Here is a 19188-nt window from a genome sequence, read left to right on the forward strand (position 1 = left end):
CTATGCACGCTCAGTTGATCACGTTATTCAAGCTACCTCGGCTCTTGGGCCTTTCCGGTTTCGCCGCTGCATTGCTGGCGGCCTCGGGCGGTGCCCAGGCCGACGATACGCACGCCCCGACGTTCACCGCCGACACCTGCTGCAACCTGTGCCCCCAAGCCTTGGACGCAAAAAACTACACCACCCGCTATCAGCAGAACTTCACCACGCTGGTGCAGGCTCAAGGTGACTGGTTGTTTCGGACCCAGGAAGATTTACGTACCGAGTTCGACACCACACCGCAAGGCTACCGCCGGATGAAAGAACTGCACGACGCGTTCAAGAGCAAAGGCGTCGAGCTGGTGGTGGTTTATCAGCCAACCCGCGGCCTGGTGGATCGCAACAAATTGTTCCCCGCCGAACGCGACAAATTCGACTATGAAAAAGCCCTGAAAAACTACCAGGCAATGCTCGGCCGGTTCAGCGCCATGGGCTACTGGGTGCCGGACTTGTCGCCCTTGACCAATGAGCAACAGGCCCACGATTTCTACTTCCGGGGCGACCAGCACTGGACGCCCTATGGCGCTCAGCGCACCGCCAAGATCGTCGCCGAGACCGTGAAGAAAGTGCCTGAATTCGCTGGCATTGCGCGCCGCGAGTTCGAAAGTCATTTGTCCGGGCGCATGGGTAAAACCGGCACCCTGCACAACATGGCCGGGCAGTTGTGCGGCACCAGTTACGCGATTCAGTACATGGACCAATTCGTCACCGAGCCTAAAGGCGAAGCCGCGGATGGCGATTTGTTCGGCGACGCCGGCAACCCGGAAATTACCCTGGTCGGCACCAGCCACAGCGGCAAAAACTACAACTTCTCCGGTTTTCTCGAAGAGTACATCGGTGCCGATATTCTCAACGTGGCCTTCCCCGGCGGCGGTCTGGAAGGCTCGATGTTGCAATACCTGGGCAGCGACGACTTCCAGAAAAAGCCGCCGAAAATCCTGATTTGGGAGTTCTCGCCGCTGTACCGCCTCGACCAAGAGACGATCTACCGGCAAATGATGTCGATGCTGGGCAACGGCTGTGAAGGCAAGACCGCCATCATGACCACCAGCACCACCCTGAAAACCGGCGCCAATGAGTTACTGGTCAATGGCACCAACGGAATCAAGGACGTACGCAACGGCAGTAATCAGGTCGATATCAAATTCGCCGACACCTCGGTGAAGGACTTGCACGCCCGGCTTTGGTACATGAATGGCCGGCACGAAGACCTGAAAATCGAAAAACCGACGACATCCGATACCGACGGGCGCTTCGCCTTCGAACTGCGCGACGACAAGGACTGGGCTGACCAGCAATTGCTCGCCGTAGAGGTACAGGGCCCGCAAGCGGGTGCTGCGCCACAGCAAGTCGAAGCGAAAATCTGCAAACGCAATGTGTTCCCAGGGCGCGTGCAATCCACTGCGCAAGCCGGGTTATGAGGTCTTTATGCACACTGGAAAACTGACTCGAAAACTGATGCTACCGGCACTGCTCGGCGCGGCCCTGTTGGCTGCCACCGACGCGGCTTCGGCAGCCCAATCGCTGATGCCACCCCAGGGTTATATGGCCGGCATCGAAAAAGCCAAAAGCGGCAGCGGCTCGTTTAGTTGTGATGCGATGCCCAAACCGTACACAGACAAGCTGGTGTTTCGCAGTAAGTACGAAGGTTCGGACAAATCGCGTTCGACCTTCAACGCCGATTCGGACAAAGCCTTCAAAGACGGCACTCACGACATCACCAAAATCGAACGCGACACGGCAAAAATCGTCATGCAGTACATGCGTGACGGTCGCCCGGAACAGCTCGATTGCGCCCTGACGCTGTTGACCACCTGGGCCAATGCCGGTGCGCTGGAATCCACGGAGTTCAACCATACCGGCAAGTCCATGCGCAAATGGGCGTTGGGCAGCATGTCGTCGTCTTACTTGCACTTGAAGTTCTCCAGCTCGCAGCCAATGGCCGCGCACCCGGAGCAAGAGAAAATCATCGAAGCCTGGTTCAGCAAATTGGCGGATCAAGTGGTCAGCGATTGGGACAACTTGCCGTTGGACAAGAACAACAACCATACCTACTGGGCCGCGTGGTCAGTGATGGCCACCTCGATCGCAACTAACCGCCGCGACCTGTTTGATTGGTCGGTGAAAGAATTCCGGGTTGCCGCCAATCAGATCGACAAAGACGGCTTCTTGCCCAATGAGGTCAAGCGCAAACAGCGCGCCTTGGCGTACCACAACTACGCCCTGCCACCGCTGGCCATGATCGCCAGTTTCGCCCAAGCCAACGGCGTCGACCTGCGCCCGGAAAACAACGGCGCATTGCAGCGCCTGGGTGATCGGGTACTCAACGGCGTGAAAGACAACAGCAGCTTCGCCCAACGCAGCGGCGAAGAGCAGGACATGACTGACCTGAAGGTCGACAGCAAATTCTCGTGGCTAGAACCCTACTGCTCGCTCTACACCTGCGCCCCGGACGTGCTGGACCGCAAACATGCGATGGAACCGTTCAAAGCGTTCCGGTTGGGCGGCGATGTCACAAGGGTGTACGACCCGGCGCATGAGAAAGGCAACAAAGGTACGTAAATCCGGACGGACGCTTTCTCAGGCAAGCCTGCTCCCACGGGTTATGTGTCAGGCACAAAACCTGAGTTAACCAAAGTTCTGTGGGAGCAGCTTGCCTAGTCCCACAGGTTATGTGTCAGGCACAAAACCTAGGTTAACCAAGGTTCTGTGGGAGCAGGCTTGCCTGCGAAGGGTGCGCCTCGGTTTATGCGTTGATACGCAATACCCCCCATTTTTTTATGGGGGGTTTGGGGGGGCTTTGCGCTCCTTACTGTTGGACCAACGGAGGGGTTTGAGATGGTGTTCTCATCCAACGTGTTCCTGTTCTTGTTCTTGCCGGTGTTCCTCGGTTTGTATTACTTGAGCGGATTACGCTATCGCAACTTGCTGCTGCTGATTGCCAGCTACGCGTTTTATGCCTGGTGGCGAGTGGACTTCCTCGCCTTGTTCGTCGGCGTGACGCTGTGGAATTACTGGATCGGCCTCAAAGTCGGCGCCGCGGGCGTTCGAACCAAACCGGCGCAACGCTGGCTGCTAGCCGGAGTGGTAGTAGACCTAGGCATCTTGGGCTACTTCAAATACGCCAACTTCGGCGTCGAGAGCATCAACGCACTCATGACCTCGTTGGGGCTTGAGCCGTTCATCCTGACCCACGTGTTGCTGCCCATCGGGATCTCGTTCTACATCTTCGAATCCATCAGCTACATCATTGACGTCTACCGTGGCGACACCCCGGCCACCCGCAACCTGATCGATTTCGCCGCCTTCGTCGCGATCTTTCCGCACCTGATTGCCGGCCCGGTATTGCGCTTTCGCGACTTGGCGGACCAGTTCAATAACCGCACCCATACCCTCGATAAATTCTCCGAGGGCGCCACGCGCTTCATGCAGGGCTTCATCAAGAAAGTGTTCATCGCCGATACCCTGGCGGTGGTCGCAGATCACAGTTTCGCCCTGCTCCACCCCACCACTGGCGATGCCTGGCTCGGTGCGTTGGCCTACACCGCGCAGCTGTATTTCGACTTCTCCGGCTACAGCGACATGGCCATTGGTTTGGGCTTGATGATGGGTTTCCGCTTCATGGAAAACTTCAAGCAGCCCTACGTAAGCCAGTCGATCACCGAGTTCTGGCGCCGCTGGCACATCAGCTTGTCCACCTGGCTGCGCGACTACTTGTACATCACCCTCGGCGGCAACCGGGGCGGCACCATAACCACCTACCGCAACCTGTTTCTGACCATGCTGCTTGGTGGTCTGTGGCACGGCGCCAACATCACCTACATCGTTTGGGGCGCGTGGCACGGCATGTGGTTGGCCATTGAAAAAGCGCTGGGCCTCAACACGTCCGCACGCACCTTCAATCCCATCCGTTGGGCACTGACCTTCTTGCTGGTGATCATGGGCTGGGTGATTTTCCGCTCGGAAAACCTTCACGTTGCCGCACGGATGTACGGCGCGATGTTCGGCTTCGGTGACTGGCACCTGTCGGAACTCAACCGCGCCAGCGTCACCGGCTTACAGATGGCAACGCTGGGGGTGGCCTACATGACCTTGGCCTTCTTCGGCCTGAGAGATTTTTACGCCAACCGAACCAAACCCGAAAAAGCCTCGATGCAACCGGGACTGATCAAAGCGGTGCCCGGCGACCAGCCCAACGACATTCACCTGCCAGGGTTCACCGTTGGCACCGACGCCCAAGTGCAACCCGCGTTCTGGGTCGCTGATTGGCCGCGTTATGCCATGCGCGGTGCGGTGTTGCTGATGTTCGTGGCCTCGATCCTCAAACTTTCGGCGCAGAGTTTCTCGCCGTTCCTCTACTTCCAGTTTTGAGGTGCCGGCCATGACCCGATCATTTCGTATCCTCTACATCGCCCTGTTTCTCGGCATCTTGCTGGCGCTGGGGGCTTGGTCGCTGCGCAGCTTTGCCAGCTTCTCGACCTCCGCTGAGACCACTGTGCTCAACGGTCGCTGGACCAAAGCCGCCGAGGTCCATTACGACGGTCAGTTTCCGATCAAGCGTCTGGGCACCAACCTCTGGGCAGCGCTGGATTTCAAGCTGTTCAACGAAGGCCGTCCCGGCGTGGTGCTGGGCAGTGATCAATGGCTGTACAGCGATGAAGAATTCAACCCAGTGGCCAACGGCGCGCAGAACGAGGCGGACAATCTGGCGCTGATTCAAGGCGTGCGCGATGCGTTGAAAAAACAGGGCACGCAACTGGTGTTGGCGATCGTTCCGGCAAAAACCCGCTTGTACCCGGAGCACTTGGGCGCCAACTACCCGGCCGCGCTGCACACCGATCTGTATCAGCAGTTTCATAGTCAAGTGGCTCAGGCCGGGATTCTCGCGCCGGATCTGTTGCAACCCTTGCAGACCGCGAAACAAACCGGGCCCGTGTTCCTGCGCACCGACACCCATTGGACCCCCATGGGCGCCGAGGTGGTTGCGCAACGTCTAGGCGCAACCATTGCCGCTGACACACCGTTAAGCGGTGAGCCGGAACGCTTCATTACCGAAACCAAAGAAACCGCGCCCTACAAAGGCGACTTGACTACTTTCTTACCGCTGGACCCACTGTTCAGTGACCTGCTGCCCACGCCCGATGACCTGCAGCAACGCAGCACCAATCCCGTGCCCACTCAAACGTCCAGCGACGATGAATTGTTCGCCAGCACCGATGTTCCGGTGGTCTTGGTCGGTACCAGCTACAGCGCCAACCCAAACTGGAATTTCCTCGGCGCGTTGAAACAAGCGCTGCACAGCGACGTGGTCAATTACGCCGAAGACGGCCATGGCCCGATCTTGCCGATGCTCAAGTATCTGCAAACCGATGCCTTTAAAAACAGCCCGCCCCAAGTCCTGATCTGGGAATTCCCGGAGCGTTACCTGCCTGCCCATAACGACCTTGGCGAGTTCGATCCGCAGTGGATCGCTGAGCTGAAAAAGGCCCGTGATCCCCAACAAAATCTGGCACTCACCGCCAACAACGCCGAGTCGCCCCACCGGGCACAAAACTGAGAGGAACTCATCATGATCCTGCAAACAACTGCGCTACGTTTTGCTACAACCACGTCGACCAAACGTCTGCTGAAATCCTGCGCACTGGTCGCCGGTATCAGCCTGTTATCGGCGCAAGCTTTCGCCGGTGGCGACTCTGCGCTGTACGGTCCGACCGCACCAAAAGGCTCGACCTTTATTCGGGTCTACAACGCCAGCAATGCCGAAGTCAGCGCCAGCGTCGGCAACACCGCCATGAGCGAAGTAGCCCCGCTGTCCAGCAGCGCGTTCAGCTTCATGCCCCAAGGCGATTACAGCGCCAAAGTCGGCAGCCAGACCGTACCGGTGAAATTGGCCAGCGACCACTATTACACCCTGGTCAGCAACACCAGTGGCACACCGCAATTGGTGGAAGAGCCGCCGTTCAAGAACAAACAGAAATCCTTGGTTCGGGTGCAGAACCTCAGTGACAAGCCGCTGACCCTGAAAACCGCTGATGGCAAGACCGATGTGGTCACCGCCGTCGCCGCAAAAGGCCGTGGCGATCGCGAGATTAACCCGGTGAAAGTCAGCCTGGCGCTGTACCAAGGCGACAAGAAAGTCAGCGACCTGAAACCGGTTGCCCTGGAGCGTGGTGAAGCCGCCGTGCTGTATGTCACCGGAACCGGCAGTGACTTGTCACCGGTGTGGGTCAAACCGCCCGTCGCTAGCCGCTAATGATATTCACCCGCCGGCCTTTGGCTTTACGCCCGTGAGAAGGCCGCCGGGTACGGACAACAACAAGACTGAAACGACGGAAAACGGCGTACAGCCCATTCGAACACTTATGGAGAAATAAAATGATTCCAGTGATCTTGTCAGGTGGTAGCGGCTCGCGACTCTGGCCGCTTTCGCGTAAACAATTCCCCAAACAGTTCCTGGCGCTGACCAGCGAACACACCTTGTTCCAGCAAACCCTTAAGCGTCTGGTGTTTGAAGGCATGCAGCACCCTATCGTGGTCTGCAATCGAGACCACCGCTTCATCGTCAACGAGCAACTCGCCAAGTTAGAGCTTGAGACTCAAGCGATTCTGCTTGAACCGTTTGGCCGCAACACCGCACCTGCGGTGGCGATCACCGCAATGATGTTGCTCAGCGAAGGCCGCGATGAACTGATGCTGGTGCTGCCCGCCGATCACGTCATCGACGATCAAAAAGCCCTGCAACGGGCCTTGGCCCTGGCCACCGTTGCCGCCGAACGGGGCGAAATGGTGCTGTTCGGCGTACCGGCCACCAAGCCAGAAACCGGCTACGGCTACATCAAGTCGACCCATGACGTGTTGCTGCCCGAAGGCGTTAGCCGTGTCTCGCACTTTGTCGAAAAACCCGATGAAAAACGCGCCACGGAATTCGTCGAGGCCGGGGGTTATTTCTGGAACAGCGGCATGTTCCTGTTCCGCGCCAGCCGCTTCCTGGAGGAACTGAAAAGACACGAACCGGACATCTACGACACCTGCCTGCTGGCGCTGGAACGCAGCAAGCGCGACGGCGACAGCATCGACATCGACGAAGCCACCTTCGCCTGCTGCCCGGACAACTCCATCGACTACGCGGTCATGGAAAAAACCCAACGCGCCTGTGTGGTGCCCTTGACCGCCGGCTGGAATGACGTCGGTTGCTGGTCATCGCTGTGGGACGTGCAGGAAAAAGACGGCAACGGCAACGTCAGCAAAGGCGATGTGGTCATTCAAGACAGCCGCAATTGCATGATCCACGGCAACGGCAAACTGGTCTCAGTCATTGGTCTGGACAACATCGTCGTGGTCGAAACCAAAGACGCCATGATGATCGCCCACAAAGACAAGGTTCAGGGCGTCAAACAGATGGTCAACACCCTCAACGATCAGGGCCGTACCGAGACCCAAACCCACTGCGAGGTCTACCGGCCTTGGGGGTCTTATGATTCGGTGGACATGGGCGGTCGCTTCCAGGTCAAACACATCTCGGTCAAACCGGGTGCCAGCCTGTCGCTGCAAATGCACCACCACCGCGCGGAACACTGGATCGTCGTTTCCGGCACTGCAGAAGTCACCTGCGACGAGAACGTGTTCTTGCTCTGTGAAAACCAATCGACCTACATTCCAATAGCCTCCGTGCACCGCTTGCGCAACCCCGGCAAAATCGCGTTAGAGATTATCGAAGTGCAGTCCGGCAGCTACTTGGGCGAAGACGACATCGAGCGCTTTGAAGATATCTACGGTCGCTCCAAGAATGCTGAAATTGGTGTTCAGACCAAGACCATTGCGCGCTAACAGGCATTAATCTGTGGGATCGAATCCATTCGGGAAGCGGGAAGCGCGGTTGTCTGATACACCGCGCCGACTTCTTCGCGAATGAAATTCGTTTTGAGAAGCGCAGCCCCACGTTATAGTCGGCCTTCGCAACCTCTTCATTTTCAATAAAAAAACAGGACTGACGGGACCGTTCATTTCAAATCATATTAAAAAATTTCTTTATTTTTTTTGAAGCCGGGAGCCTGCTTCGACCGCGTGGTCATTTTCGACATGTAGCGCTCTGGAAGCATAGTGCTCATGATAAAAGATGAGTATGTGTCTGCATTTTTTAACAGCACTGCCGTTCTAGCGCGGGAGTTTGTCACGAACTCTTCAGCACGCATTGTCTCTGACAAAACACTGCCCGTACTCGCCGCCATCGCTATCGCAAATTTTTTAGCAGATGGGCCGGTAAGGACCTCTACGGGCCCTTTCGCAACCGTTGTTCTCAAACCAATTCGAATATCTTCAGACCAAATTTTCACTTCAGCAGAGGTAGCGCCCTCCCGCAGGGTAAATTTTTTATTATAAAAAATATCGCCAGTATCCATAACAGCATGGCTGGTTTCATGAATTAACGTGTTAACAGTCTCCAACATATGCCTCCCCTCTAGCAGAGCCGCCGACAACAAAATCGTACGTTCAGGTTGGTAGGCGCTACGTACGGTGGTCAAGCCCAGCGCCTTTGGGTTCTGTTCAATCAGGCTAATTTTCCAGCTGGCCTCATTAAGCAATGAGGTTAAAAAATCCTGCTGCTTACCAAACGCAGTGTTGAGGGAATCGATTAGCTGTCCTCGATGCGCCCTATCCAAATCACCAAATGTCGCTGTCAATGCCGACCTTATACCTAGGCTTGGCGATTCACTTGCCAGTTCAGTGCGCGCGCGTTCCAAAAACAGGATGGAAAAGTTTATTCCCCTTTCTACTTTTTCCCGATGCTCATTGCTGAATTCCGCCAGACCAGTCGCTAAGATCCCTATTCCAATATTTTTCAACCCGCTCTCTGCTTCCCCCAACACATCGAAGGGGGCTGCGCCTTTGTTGTCTCCATACCGCAGCGGCGAGTTTTTAACGAAGCAAAATAGATTCAATCCGCCTGTCTCCCCCGCAGGATCCGGATTGATCCAACGCTGCAGCCAGGGCGCGTAGTACCTCAGTCCGTAATAATACAGCCCTGTGGCATCCCGCTCCTTACCCGAATAACGCACCGCTTTATAACTTGCTTCAATAGCACTTCTTCCCGCCCACCATGCTGTGCCGCCGAAGGGGTAGTAGTGTTCCTGACTGATTACCTTCGCCTCTCTGTCCAGTTCCACAGTGTTGGAGCCCAAATGATCGCTGAGGCCATAGCGGTATTGATCGTTATCGATACCCTCGGATTTACCCGCTTGCCAGTGCAATACCCGTACTTCGCTACGTCCCGCGCGAACGGTGATCACATGCAGCACTTCACCGGTGGCGGTATTGGTTCGAATTTCCAGGCCGGGCAAGTAGCGAACTTCACAGCAATGGGTAACGGCCCGGGCTTGGGTAATCCGTACTTTACGCACGCGCTGTCCGCTGGCGTCATAGATATAACGCTCGCTGTCGTCGTTACCAGACTCGCGCACTACCGGTCGTACTTGCTGCAATTGGTTACGTGAGTCCCACTCCAATGTTTGGCCAAGTTGCAATTGCCGCACGTTGCCGTTTTCATCAAATCCCGCGGCGATATCTTCTTCGGTCGGCGGTTTATCACCGAGTTGCGGCAGGCTTCGGTTGCTGGAGTGAGCAGTGACCAAGGTGCTGGAATGGCTCTGCGCACCAACGTGGGCGAGTTGCCGCAAGTTGCCAGCGGTATCGTAGGTGTACGTTTGCACGTAGTTCGCCAGTTGCGAAGGGTCTGGCGGCGTCTGGAATCCTGGGAATATCGGCCCATGGTTGATGCTGGCCGCTTCCCAGCCGGTGGCTTTGATCAGTTGATATAACGAGTCGTACTGATAGGTCGAGACGGGTTCTATTTTTTGATTGGCGAAAAAATGCGTGGATTGAGACCTGTCTTCGATACGCAGAACATTGCCTACCGGGTCGTAATCGTAAAGCAGGTCTTGCAGCACTTCGCCATTGGCGCGCTGGGCACGAAGCTGAATCAGACGCCCGTCCTTTTCGCGATAACGGCTCGTGCTAATTACACCATTGCCCAAGGTTTCCGATTCGACACGGCCTTGGGCGTCATAACGCATCGCACTGACAACGACGCGTTCGGGCTGGCCTACGAGTTGCAAACGGCTGGCTTTTAGCTTCCCGGCAACGGTGGAAGTAAACGTTTGAACAGTACGCTGCGCATCGGTCTGCATAATGACATCGCCCAGCGGGCTGTGCTGCCAAGTTGTCGTTGCGCCAATACCCGGCTCCCACGGAGCATCGTGGCCTGCCTCCGGCCAGTCAGGTGGTTGAAGATCAAACAGAAAATGCTGAGTCCGTTTTAGCAAAGAACCCATCACACCAAATTCGTCGTTTAACCGGGAACCGGCCTGATCGTCATGCCGAATAAGCTGCCCGCACTGGTTATGCTGCATACACTCTGCGTCAGCCGTCCCGTACGTCAGTCGCTCGACACATCGTTCAGCCAACCCGTTAGTGCTTTCGTACGCGGCCGTCGGCCTAAGTGATGCGTCATATTCATAACGCCGCACAACCCCCCGACCATCCCAACCGAACATCGGTTGAACAGCCTCGCCAATCAGGCCAATACGCCAGCCAGCATCCACGCTATCACTGTCTAGCAGTTGCCCGGATAATGAATACACCGCTGCCAAATTCGCAGGTGCAGCCACCTCATCTTCCACCTCAGCCCACAAGCGCGCATCCCATCGCTGAATGACACGTCCGGCAAGATCGAATGCCGAGCGATTGACGCGCCTCTGCACAATTTCCGTCACGTGGGTTCGCTGCCAAACAACCGTCCGCACGGGCAATCCGCGAGAATCAGTGACTGCGAGGCAAGGGGTATGGGTGTGCAGCGTCATATATCTATTCATCCCTGATCGACAGTTAAAGCCTAGGCAAACTACCGCTGATTGCATCTATGCCCAGCTCGATCCAGACAAGCGGTCTGGCTCAAAGCAACGGCAAACCGGGGGAGTGCAAGTGCAGCTCGGAACGCAGGCGGCGAGAATCAGAACGAAGTCGCAGAATGATCCTAAAAACGATTTTTAATGCAACTGATCCGGCTCAAGAATTCAGACTTCGCCTCCTCCCTTTGGTGGATAAATTCTGGGGATATGTGTTTTTCAAAAAAAAGGTCCCAGTCAGTTTCTGACAAACTCTTCGTGGTGACGGGATCGCTAGCAAAAACAGCAAGCATATCTGGCGTAATTTCAGATTCCGAAATCGCTTCAAAACCTGGTTCCAAAATCAAATCGTGGTCGATTGCAAACGCACGCTTACTTTTGTCGAAAACGATATTTCCGTTCCGTCCGTCATCGAGACGATCTCGTGTATTCAATAAAAAATCGAACACATACAAGCTAGATTGCTGCCTATTAAATGCTACGTCGCCGACGATGGTATCGACGTATCGTGAAATAACCTCTCTATCAGTTCCCGGCCGTATGACCGTTGCCGGAACGATATTCAAGTTAAGCGCTTTGCTGAACTGGTACGCAAATACTTCATTTGCTGCTCCGATCTTTTGTTTAGCTAAACCGTGAGCATCCAACACTGTCATCGACGAGAAGTCCTTATGCACGCCCCACTCCGTGTCCGAAAGCTCTACGACCCAGCTTTCATAGCTGCTAGATACGTTCCTGATATTTTTTAACGGCAACGGCTTGCTGCCCAGTGATAAATCTTCGTAAGGTGCTGGTAGACCTGATGGAACTTGAGGCGCGTGAAAATTCGGCTTTTCGCTGCTGTGGGAGGAGGATTGAGCCGTAAAAAAGGGCTCACGTCCCATTTTCGCCGGTCTATCGGGCACCGGGGGCGGCACTCCAGGGCAGCGTAGAGAGGAAACAGGACGGTCTGCAACCGGGGGGGGTCGCTGCATAAGGCCCTCATGATCAACGCGACTGGCAGGATTGTTTCCAACCATTCTATAGCGATTCAGCCCATCGGCTTCCCCCGCAGGATCCGGATTGATCCAACGCTGCAGCCAGGGCGCGTAGTACCTCAGTCCGTAATAATACAGCCCTGTGGCATCCCGCTCCTTACCCGAATAACGCACCGCTTTATAACTTGCTTCAATAGCGTTTCTTCCCGCCCACCACGCTGTGCCGCCGAAGGGGTAGTAGTGTTCCTGACTGATTACCTTCGCCTCTCTGTCCAGTTCCACAGTGTTGGAGCCCAGATGATCGCTGAGGCCATAGCGGTATTGATCGTTATCGATACCCTCGGATTTACCCGCTTGCCAGTGCAATACCCGTACTTCGCTACGTCCCGCGCGAACGGTGATCACATGCAGCACTTCACCGGTGGCGGTATTGGTTCGAATTTCCAGGCCGGGCAAGTAGCGAACTTCACAGCAATGGGTAACGGCCCGGGCTTGGGTAATCCGTACTTTACGCACGCGCTGTCCGCTGGCGTCATAGATATAACGCTCGCTGTCGTCGTTACCAGACTCGCGCACTACCGGTCGTACTTGCTGCAATTGGTTACGTGAGTCCCACTCCAATGTTTGGCCAAGTTGCAATTGTCGCACGTTGCCGTTTTCATCAAATCCTGCGGCGATATCTTCTTCGGCCGGCGGTTTATCACCGAGTTGCGGCAGGCTTCGGTTGCTGGAGTGAGCAGTGACCAAGGTGCTGGAATGGCTCTGCGCACCAACGTGGGCGAGTTGCCGCAAGTTGCCAGCGGTATCGTAGGTGTACGTTTGCACGTAGTTGGCCAGTTGCGAAGGGTCTGGCGGCGTCTGGAATCCTGGGAATATCGGCCCATGGTTGATGCTGGCCGCTTCCCAGCCGGTGGCTTTGATCAGTTGATATAACGAGTCGTACTGATAGGTCGAGACGGGTTCTATTTTTTGATTGGCGAAAAAATGCGTGGATTGAGACCTGTCTTCGATACGCAGAACATTGCCTACCGGGTCGTAATCGTAAAGCAGGTCTTGCAGCACTTCGCCATTGGCGCGCTGGGCACGAAGCTGAATCAGACGCCCGTCCTTTTCGCGATAACGGCTCGTGCTAATTACACCATTGCCCAAGTTTTCCGATTCGACACGGCCTTGGGCGTCGTAACTGACGCCCCTAACAATGGGCTGTCGGATTTGATCTTTAAGCCGTACGGCAATGCTTTTCAGTTGGCCTGCAACGGTATGAGCATACGTTTGGCTATTGCCGAGCGAGTCGGTCTGAGCAACCACATTTCCCAACGAGCTATAGCGCCAGGTTGACGTCGCGCCAACACCCGGCTCCCACATGTTTTCGTTGCCGACACTCGGCCAATCGGCCGGCTGCAGTTCCGCCGAAACATGTTGAGTTCGTTCCAACATGGAGCCCGTCAGGCCATACTCGCCAATCAACTGAGATCCCGCCTGATCGTCGTGCTGAATGAGATGGCCAGATTGATTGTGCAGCACACTGGCAACTTCGGCCCTCCCGTAAACAAGACGCTCTACGCAACGCTCAACCCGCTCATGGCTGATCTCGAATATAGAAGTCGGCCGCAGTAACCCATCGTATTCGCTACGCCGCCAAGTACCGCGCCCGTCCCAGGCGTCTAGTAATTGCCCGGCTTCGCCGAACCAGCCGACTTGCCAGCCGGCATCAACGCTGTCGCTACTCAATAGCTGGCCGGATAACGAATACACCACTGCCAGGTTCGCGGGTGCGGTCGCATCTTCTGATGCGTCAGCCCACAAACGAGCGTCCCATAGTTTCAAGATCCGCCCGGCCTGATCGAACGCGGATCGATTAACCCGCGCGAGACAAACATCAGTTTCTGATGAGCGATACCAATCAAGGGACCGAACCACCAAACCGCGCGGTTCGATGATTGCCAATGTGGGGGTAAAAGCATGAATTGTCATAGTGTCCATCCGTCCCTGATTGACAATTTAAGCCTAGGCAGCCCGCCGTCACTTGCACAAAAACAACGTCCTGTTCAGACGGGTGGTTTCGCTAATGGTCAATACCGCTCTCGTTTCTGTACGATGCTCTACCGTTGATTTTTACAAGGCTTACTTTAATGCTGATCGGCATCGTCCTCATTCTTTCATGGCTCATCTTGCTGTTGCGTTACCCGGGCAAAGCATTACCGGTATCGTTGGCAGCAGTGCTGTGTCTGGGACTGGTAACGCTGTGGGTGCTATGGCAGGACAGTACTGAAACACGGCAGTTGGATCGCCTTGAATTGCGCCTGAGTTACTCCCCGCAAACCTGTCCGGCGGATCGCCCTCTTCACGCCCAGTTGCACAATGGCAATAAAGTCCCATTGCAAGCATTGCAATGGCGGGTGGCAGCCTATCGCCCAGGCGACACGGTTAACCTTGCCGATGATGTCTATGCTGCACCTCGCTACAGCGGTCCGGGAGAACTGCAAGCGGGTGGCAATTGGCAGGATTGTTTGCCTGCACCACCGTTGCGCCCTGGTTACCGCCCGGAAACAGTAGAGTTTCGTGCCGAGCATTTACAGGGTAATTTCTAAAAAACAATAAGGAAAAATCATGCCTATCGCTCTTATCACCGGATGTTCCAGCGGCATTGGCCGGGCGTTGGCGCAAGTGTTTAAAACGGCAGGCTATGAAGTGTGGGCCACCGCGCGTAAAGCTGACGATGTAGCTGCACTAACGGCAGCTGGTTTCTCTGCCGTTGATCTGGACGTCAACGATGGTGCGGCCCTTGAGCGCTTGGCAATGAAGCTCGGAGCGTACGGTGGGCTTGACCTGCTGATCAATAACGCGGGGTATGGCGCGATGGGTCCGTTGCTGGATGGCGGTGTGGATGCCATGCGCCGTCAGTTTGAAACCAACGTATTTTCTGTGGTCGGCGTGACTCAGGCGCTGCTCCCATTGTTACGCCAAAGCAAGGGAATGGTGGTGAACATCGGCAGCGTTTCGGGGGTTCTGGTGACGCCCTTCGCGGGGGCTTATTGTGCGTCGAAAGCCGCCGTGCATGCGCTGAGTGACGCGCTGCGCCTTGAGCTGGCGCCATTTGGTATCAAGGTTATGGAGGTTCAGCCCGGTGCCATCGACACCCGCTTTGCGAGCAATGCGTCCCGTGAGGCTGAGCTGTTAATCGCTGAGTCATCACCTTGGTGGCCGCTTCGCGAGGCGATTCGCGCCAGGGCCAACGCCTCACAAGGCAATCCGACGTCAGCCACAGCGTTCGCTCGGGATTTGCTCAGTGCAGTGCAAAAAGACAAACCACCCCGCTTGCTGCGTTTAGGCAACGGCTGCCGCGCGATGCCATTGATCGCGTGGCTGGTGCCAAAAGGATTGCTGGAGAAAGGACTGCGCAAGCGGTTTGGTTTGGATAAAGCGTTGTGAGCAATTCTGTTTTCCATTGGAAATACCGCACTGTCGCCCGGTAAACACAGGACCCTTAAGAGCTGCCGAAGGCTGCGAAAGCCGGAACGGCTTTGCGATGTCATTGATTGAATCTGTGGGAGCAGGCTTGCCTGCGAAGAGGCCCATCATCACGCCGCTGATTACCTGGGTCACCTGCGTTGCCGCTTTCGTTGGCGAGCCAACTCCCACAGGATTTCGGCAGCCCTACAAAATCATCTGTGTATCAATAATTTCACTGTCGCCCGGTAAACACAGGGCCCGGAGGAGCTGCCGAAGGCTGCGAAAGCCGGGACCGCTTTGCGATGTCATTGATTGAATCTGTGGGAGCAGGCTTGCCTGCGAAGAGGTCCGTCATCACGCCGCTGATTACCTGGGTCACCTGCGTTGCCGCTTTCGTTGGCGAGCCAACTCCCACAGGATTTCGGCAGCTTAAGAACAGTAGACCCTGAACTTCATCGCAGCCTTGGGCAACGCCCCAAAATCATCTGTGTATCAACAAGTTATGCGTTGTATGAGGAGATTCAGTTAACCCCTGGATTCACGATCACGGTGCAGGTGCTGCCCGCCGCTAACATCACGCCGTCCGGTACGCTGTCCAGGTGGATTCGCACCGGCACGCGTTGCGCCAGGCGGACCCAGTTGAAGGTCGGGTTGACGTCGGCGATCAGTTCGCGGCTTTCAGGGTTATCGCGGTCGTAAATTGCGCGGGCAATGCTTTCGACGTGGCCTTTTAGCAACTGACCGCTCATTAACTGCATGTCAGCCGGGTCGCCGACGCGGATGTGCGGTAATTTCGTTTCTTCGAAAAAGCCGTAGACATAAAACGAGTTCATGTCGACCACGGCCATTTTCGCTTCGCCAATGCGCGCGTAATCACCGCGGTACACATTGAGGTTGGTGACGTAGCCGTCAACCGGCGCCAATACCTTGGTGCGTTGCAGGTTGAGTTCTGCCGCGTCGAGTTGCGCTTGGGCCAACTGATAATCGGCTTGAGCAGAGGCGGCGATATTGCTGGAGTCGTCGCGACTCTCGCGGGAAATCACCAGGCTGTCCATGTCCGCGCGGCGACTGGCGTTGAGTTTGCGCATCTCCCACGTGGCTTTGCGGGAGGCCACGTTCGCCTGCGCTTCTTTGACTGCAAGCTGGTAATGATCGGGGTCGATTTGCATCAACAGATCCCCCTTCTTCACCTGCTGGTTATCACGCACCGCCACGTCGACCACGGTCCCGGTCACGTCGGCCGCCACGTTGATCACATCGGCACGCACGCGACCATCGCGGGTCCAAGGTGTGTTCATGTAGTTAACCCACAGGCTATGACCGATCCAGATGGCCAAGGCCAGGACCAGTAACGTGGCGGTCAGACTGAAGAGCTTTTTCATCCTGGATCTCAAAGAAAGGGCGGAGGCAAAAAAGGGTGTTTCAAACAGCGGTACGTCAACCGTAAACCGACAGCCCCAGGGCGCCGAAGATGCATGCAAACATGCTTAAGCGCAACAACGCCGGGTGCCAGAAAAAACGGTACAAATCAAACGCCGACAGAATTCTGTCCAGCACCCAGGCCAGCACCGTCGCGACCAAAAACATCACGGTCACGGTCGGCATGTAGAGGCCGTGGAACGCTATTTCACGAGGCATGTGGAAGTCCTTGCGGCTCACGGTTGACCGCGAAGGCCGCCAGCGGTGATTGCGGGTCGAGCAACGAAGTACGGATGAAGTGCAAATAACTTTCGACCCTGCGTAACGCGGAGGTTTCGAAGTGCGGGGCGAAGGGTTCGTCGGTTAGCTGCACGCAGACGATAGCGTGATTGACCGCGCTCAAGCTGCGTTCAAGATTGTTCCGGCCAGGCTGAACGAATAATCGTACTAGCGAACGGCCCATAAGCCGGATCGCGTGGCGCCAGGGCTGGTATTCGGCATAACAGGTAAAATCCGGCAGCACCTCTTGTTCACGGCGCAACTCGATAATCGCGTGACCCACTTCCAGCACCACGAACATCCAGCGCAATAATCCACGCTGCACCTGCGGTTGTCCGGCAGCCAGACCATACGCCTGATGCAGCAGATCGCGGGTACGACTTTCGAAACCCGTGCCCAAGCCGCGCAGCGGTGCGCTGATGGCAAACAGCACTTGCCGACGCAGATGAAGCTCCAGCCGACGCCACAACCAACGGCTGTTGGGCGGCAGGATAATTGCGCCGGCAGCGGCACAGACCAACATGCCGATGACCATCGCGATGTAATCATTGACGTACAAATAAGGGTCAAACAGGGTCATGTTGCTGGGTATCGATTCGATGCTGAAAAATATTAGCAACCCAAGCCCGATACCGGCCCACTGTGGTCGTGAGGCGAGAAAGGCACCGACGACGAATACCGGAGACAACACCACGCAGAGCAATGGAAAGCCGTCGATGTAGGGAAAAACAAAGAAGGTTTCAATGAAGCCGAAAACCGCTGCCATCAACGTGCCGCAGGCCATTTGGAACGCCATGCGCTTGGGGTTCGGCGTGGTGGCAGACAACGCGACCGTTGCCGCCGACACCAGGATCATGGTCATCCCGCTCGGCCAAGCAGTGGCTAACCAATACGCACTGAGCGCGCCAACGATGAACGTGGCACGAATGCCCGATGCGGCGGAGGACAGCCAACTGGTGGTGGACTTGAATGACTCATTCCACTGTTCGCGAACATGGTGGTGATCGGCCAGTGATGCGTGGGTTTGCGCGTAGTTGTGCAGGTCATTGACGAAGCGGTACAGCAGCTCAAACGCAGTGTGAAAATCCAACAAGTCCGCAGCGCTCGGACGGCCCATCACCAAGATCTCACGCAGGCTGCGCACCTGATCCGGCAGGCTGACTTTGTAGGCCGCCAATTTGCGTTCGAGTGAGGCGGCATCAGGAATGGTTAATGCGCGTCCGGCGAAACCGTCGAGCAATTCGGCCAATGTTGCAAGACCTGGTTCGATGGCGGACTCCACTTGGGTCAAGCCCCGTGAGCGTAACCGCTCGAGCAATTGATGCAGGGCGTTGAAGCGGGTGGTAATGGCCATAAATTCGCTGTTCAGACGATTCAATCGGCCGTTGCGACGACGCATGTGCGGGTCTTCAAACACCGTGACGCTGCGCAGACCTTCCAACCCGACGGCTTCGGTGATGAAGCGAACGTTGCTTGCTTCGAAGGCTGTCCGCTCGCTGAGGCCACGTATGCCATCAGCGGCAAATCGGGCAAATACGCCGAAACGTTGATAGAGCGCGTTGCGCATGGCGGCGCTGGTGCTTTGCGGCAGAATCGCGGCGCTGACGATTGTCGAGCAGACAATCCCGAGACAAATTTCCAGAACCCGCCAAACCGCCGCCAAGAAGGCACCTTCCGGGTGCGCCAACGCGGGCAAGCCGATCATCGCTGCGGTGTAACCGGCGAGGACAAAACTGTAGGCCCGCAGGTTTCGATAACGCGCGGCGCCCGCCGAGCAAAAACCGACCCACAACGCCAGGCTACCGAGGAACAGCTCGCTGTTTTGGGCGAACAAGGACATTAACAGCACCATCATGGCCGAGCCGGCCAGGGTGCCAATAATCCGATAAAAGCTTTTAGCGAACACATGCCCGCTTTGCAGCTGCATGACGATGAACACGGTGATCATCGACGTGCGCGGTTGCGGCAACTCCAGCCGAAGCGCGATCCAATAGGTCACAAAGGCCGCGAACAGCACTTTGAAGATGTAAATCCAAGTCACGCCATCGCTGCGCGCCCATGCAAAAAACTCGCGACGCCATTCAAGAGAACGGAAGAAGCTGATCATGAACGCAGCCAAC

At 56.1% G+C, this 19188-nt stretch carries 13 protein-coding genes; 8 read left to right on the plus strand and 5 right to left on the minus strand.

The window, feature by feature from the left end; translation table 11 throughout:
• The first annotated feature begins 2 nt into the window (after positions 1–2).
• The 6 genes from RHM65_RS00860 (at position 3) to RHM65_RS00885 (ending at position 7866) form a co-directional block, all read left to right on the plus strand.
• On the plus strand, positions 3–1460 hold the full coding sequence (locus tag RHM65_RS00860) for an alginate O-acetyltransferase (protein ID WP_322167826.1): 1458 nt from the start codon (positions 3–5) through the stop codon (positions 1458–1460).
• Between the two features lie 7 nt (positions 1461–1467).
• A complete protein-coding gene (locus tag RHM65_RS00865; RefSeq protein ID WP_322167825.1) occupies positions 1468–2601 on the plus strand; it encodes a mannuronate-specific alginate lyase in 1134 nt (377 codons plus the stop codon).
• A 276-nt stretch (positions 2602–2877) separates the two neighbouring features.
• On the plus strand, positions 2878–4410 hold the full coding sequence (locus tag RHM65_RS00870; protein WP_322167824.1) for an MBOAT family protein: 1533 nt from the start codon (positions 2878–2880) through the stop codon (positions 4408–4410).
• Between the two features lie 10 nt (positions 4411–4420).
• Positions 4421–5596 carry an alginate O-acetyltransferase gene (locus tag RHM65_RS00875; protein ID WP_322167823.1) on the plus strand — a complete coding sequence of 392 codons (1176 nt, stop codon included), beginning with the start codon at positions 4421–4423 and terminating at the stop codon, positions 5594–5596.
• A 12-nt stretch (positions 5597–5608) separates the two neighbouring features.
• Positions 5609–6292, plus strand: a complete 684-nt coding sequence (locus RHM65_RS00880) for an alginate O-acetyltransferase AlgF (protein WP_322167822.1) — start codon at positions 5609–5611, stop codon at positions 6290–6292.
• A gap of 122 nt (positions 6293–6414) precedes the next feature.
• Positions 6415–7866, plus strand: a complete 1452-nt coding sequence (locus tag RHM65_RS00885) for a mannose-1-phosphate guanylyltransferase/mannose-6-phosphate isomerase (RefSeq protein ID WP_322167821.1) — start codon at positions 6415–6417, stop codon at positions 7864–7866.
• A 188-nt stretch (positions 7867–8054) separates the two neighbouring features.
• Here the strand turns inward: RHM65_RS00885 and RHM65_RS00890 are convergent, their stop codons facing one another.
• Entirely contained in the window at positions 8055–10895 is a 2841-nt protein-coding gene (locus tag RHM65_RS00890) for an RHS repeat domain-containing protein (protein WP_416194757.1), read from the minus strand.
• Positions 10896–11068: 173 nt separating this feature from the next.
• Positions 11069–13891 (minus strand): RHS repeat-associated core domain-containing protein, encoded by a 2823-nt coding sequence (locus tag RHM65_RS00895; RefSeq protein WP_322167819.1) that lies wholly within the window; start codon positions 13889–13891, stop codon positions 11069–11071.
• Between the two features lie 158 nt (positions 13892–14049).
• Here RHM65_RS00895 and RHM65_RS00900 point away from each other — a divergent pair, with 158 nt between their 5' ends.
• Together RHM65_RS00900 and RHM65_RS00905 are read left to right on the plus strand one after the other, a co-directional pair.
• Positions 14050–14508 carry a multidrug transporter gene (locus RHM65_RS00900; RefSeq protein WP_322167818.1) on the plus strand — a complete coding sequence of 153 codons (459 nt, stop codon included), beginning with the start codon at positions 14050–14052 and terminating at the stop codon, positions 14506–14508.
• A 19-nt stretch (positions 14509–14527) separates the two neighbouring features.
• Entirely contained in the window at positions 14528–15349 is an 822-nt protein-coding gene (locus tag RHM65_RS00905; RefSeq protein ID WP_322167817.1) for an SDR family oxidoreductase, read from the plus strand.
• Between the two features lie 542 nt (positions 15350–15891).
• Here RHM65_RS00905 and RHM65_RS00910 read toward each other — a convergent pair.
• From RHM65_RS00910 to RHM65_RS00920, 3 genes are read right to left on the minus strand one after another with little or no spacing between them, the layout of a single operon-like run.
• Positions 15892–16752: an HlyD family secretion protein gene (locus RHM65_RS00910; protein ID WP_322167816.1), complete on the minus strand. Its 861-nt coding sequence runs from the start codon at positions 16750–16752 to the stop codon at positions 15892–15894.
• Positions 16753–16807: 55 nt separating this feature from the next.
• Positions 16808–17008 (minus strand): DUF1656 domain-containing protein, encoded by a 201-nt coding sequence (locus RHM65_RS00915; RefSeq protein ID WP_322167815.1) that lies wholly within the window; start codon positions 17006–17008, stop codon positions 16808–16810.
• Positions 16998–19175 (minus strand): FUSC family protein, encoded by a 2178-nt coding sequence (locus RHM65_RS00920; protein WP_322167814.1) that lies wholly within the window; start codon positions 19173–19175, stop codon positions 16998–17000. The genes RHM65_RS00915 and RHM65_RS00920 overlap by 11 nt, the downstream gene beginning before the upstream one ends.
• Positions 19176–19188: the final 13 nt, after the last annotated feature.

Origin of the sequence: Pseudomonas sp. CCI4.2 (assembly GCF_034350045.1) — a bacterium.
Taxonomy (GTDB): domain Bacteria; phylum Pseudomonadota; class Gammaproteobacteria; order Pseudomonadales; family Pseudomonadaceae; genus Aquipseudomonas.

Excerpts from the sequence above, each read along its gene's own strand:
- RHM65_RS00900 (WP_322167818.1), top strand. The coding sequence starts at position 14,050 with ATGCTGATCGGCATCGTCCTCATTCTTTCATGGCTCATCTTGCTGTTG.
- RHM65_RS00865 (WP_322167825.1), top strand. The coding sequence starts at position 1,468 with ATGCACACTGGAAAACTGACTCGAAAACTGATGCTACCGGCACTGCTC.
- RHM65_RS00875 (WP_322167823.1), top strand. The coding sequence starts at position 4,421 with ATGACCCGATCATTTCGTATCCTCTACATCGCCCTGTTTCTCGGCATC.
- RHM65_RS00895 (WP_322167819.1), bottom strand. The coding sequence starts at position 13,891 with ATGACAATTCATGCTTTTACCCCCACATTGGCAATCATCGAACCGCGC.
- RHM65_RS00920 (WP_322167814.1), bottom strand. The coding sequence starts at position 19,175 with ATGATCAGCTTCTTCCGTTCTCTTGAATGGCGTCGCGAGTTTTTTGCA.
- RHM65_RS00890 (WP_416194757.1), bottom strand. The coding sequence starts at position 10,895 with ATGACGCTGCACACCCATACCCCTTGCCTCGCAGTCACTGATTCTCGC.
- RHM65_RS00880 (WP_322167822.1), top strand. The coding sequence starts at position 5,609 with ATGATCCTGCAAACAACTGCGCTACGTTTTGCTACAACCACGTCGACC.
- RHM65_RS00870 (WP_322167824.1), top strand. The coding sequence starts at position 2,878 with ATGGTGTTCTCATCCAACGTGTTCCTGTTCTTGTTCTTGCCGGTGTTC.
- RHM65_RS00910 (WP_322167816.1), bottom strand. The coding sequence starts at position 16,752 with ATGAAAAAGCTCTTCAGTCTGACCGCCACGTTACTGGTCCTGGCCTTG.
- RHM65_RS00915 (WP_322167815.1), bottom strand. The coding sequence starts at position 17,008 with ATGCCTCGTGAAATAGCGTTCCACGGCCTCTACATGCCGACCGTGACC.
- RHM65_RS00860 (WP_322167826.1), top strand. The coding sequence starts at position 3 with ATGCACGCTCAGTTGATCACGTTATTCAAGCTACCTCGGCTCTTGGGC.
- RHM65_RS00885 (WP_322167821.1), top strand. The coding sequence starts at position 6,415 with ATGATTCCAGTGATCTTGTCAGGTGGTAGCGGCTCGCGACTCTGGCCG.
- RHM65_RS00905 (WP_322167817.1), top strand. The coding sequence starts at position 14,528 with ATGCCTATCGCTCTTATCACCGGATGTTCCAGCGGCATTGGCCGGGCG.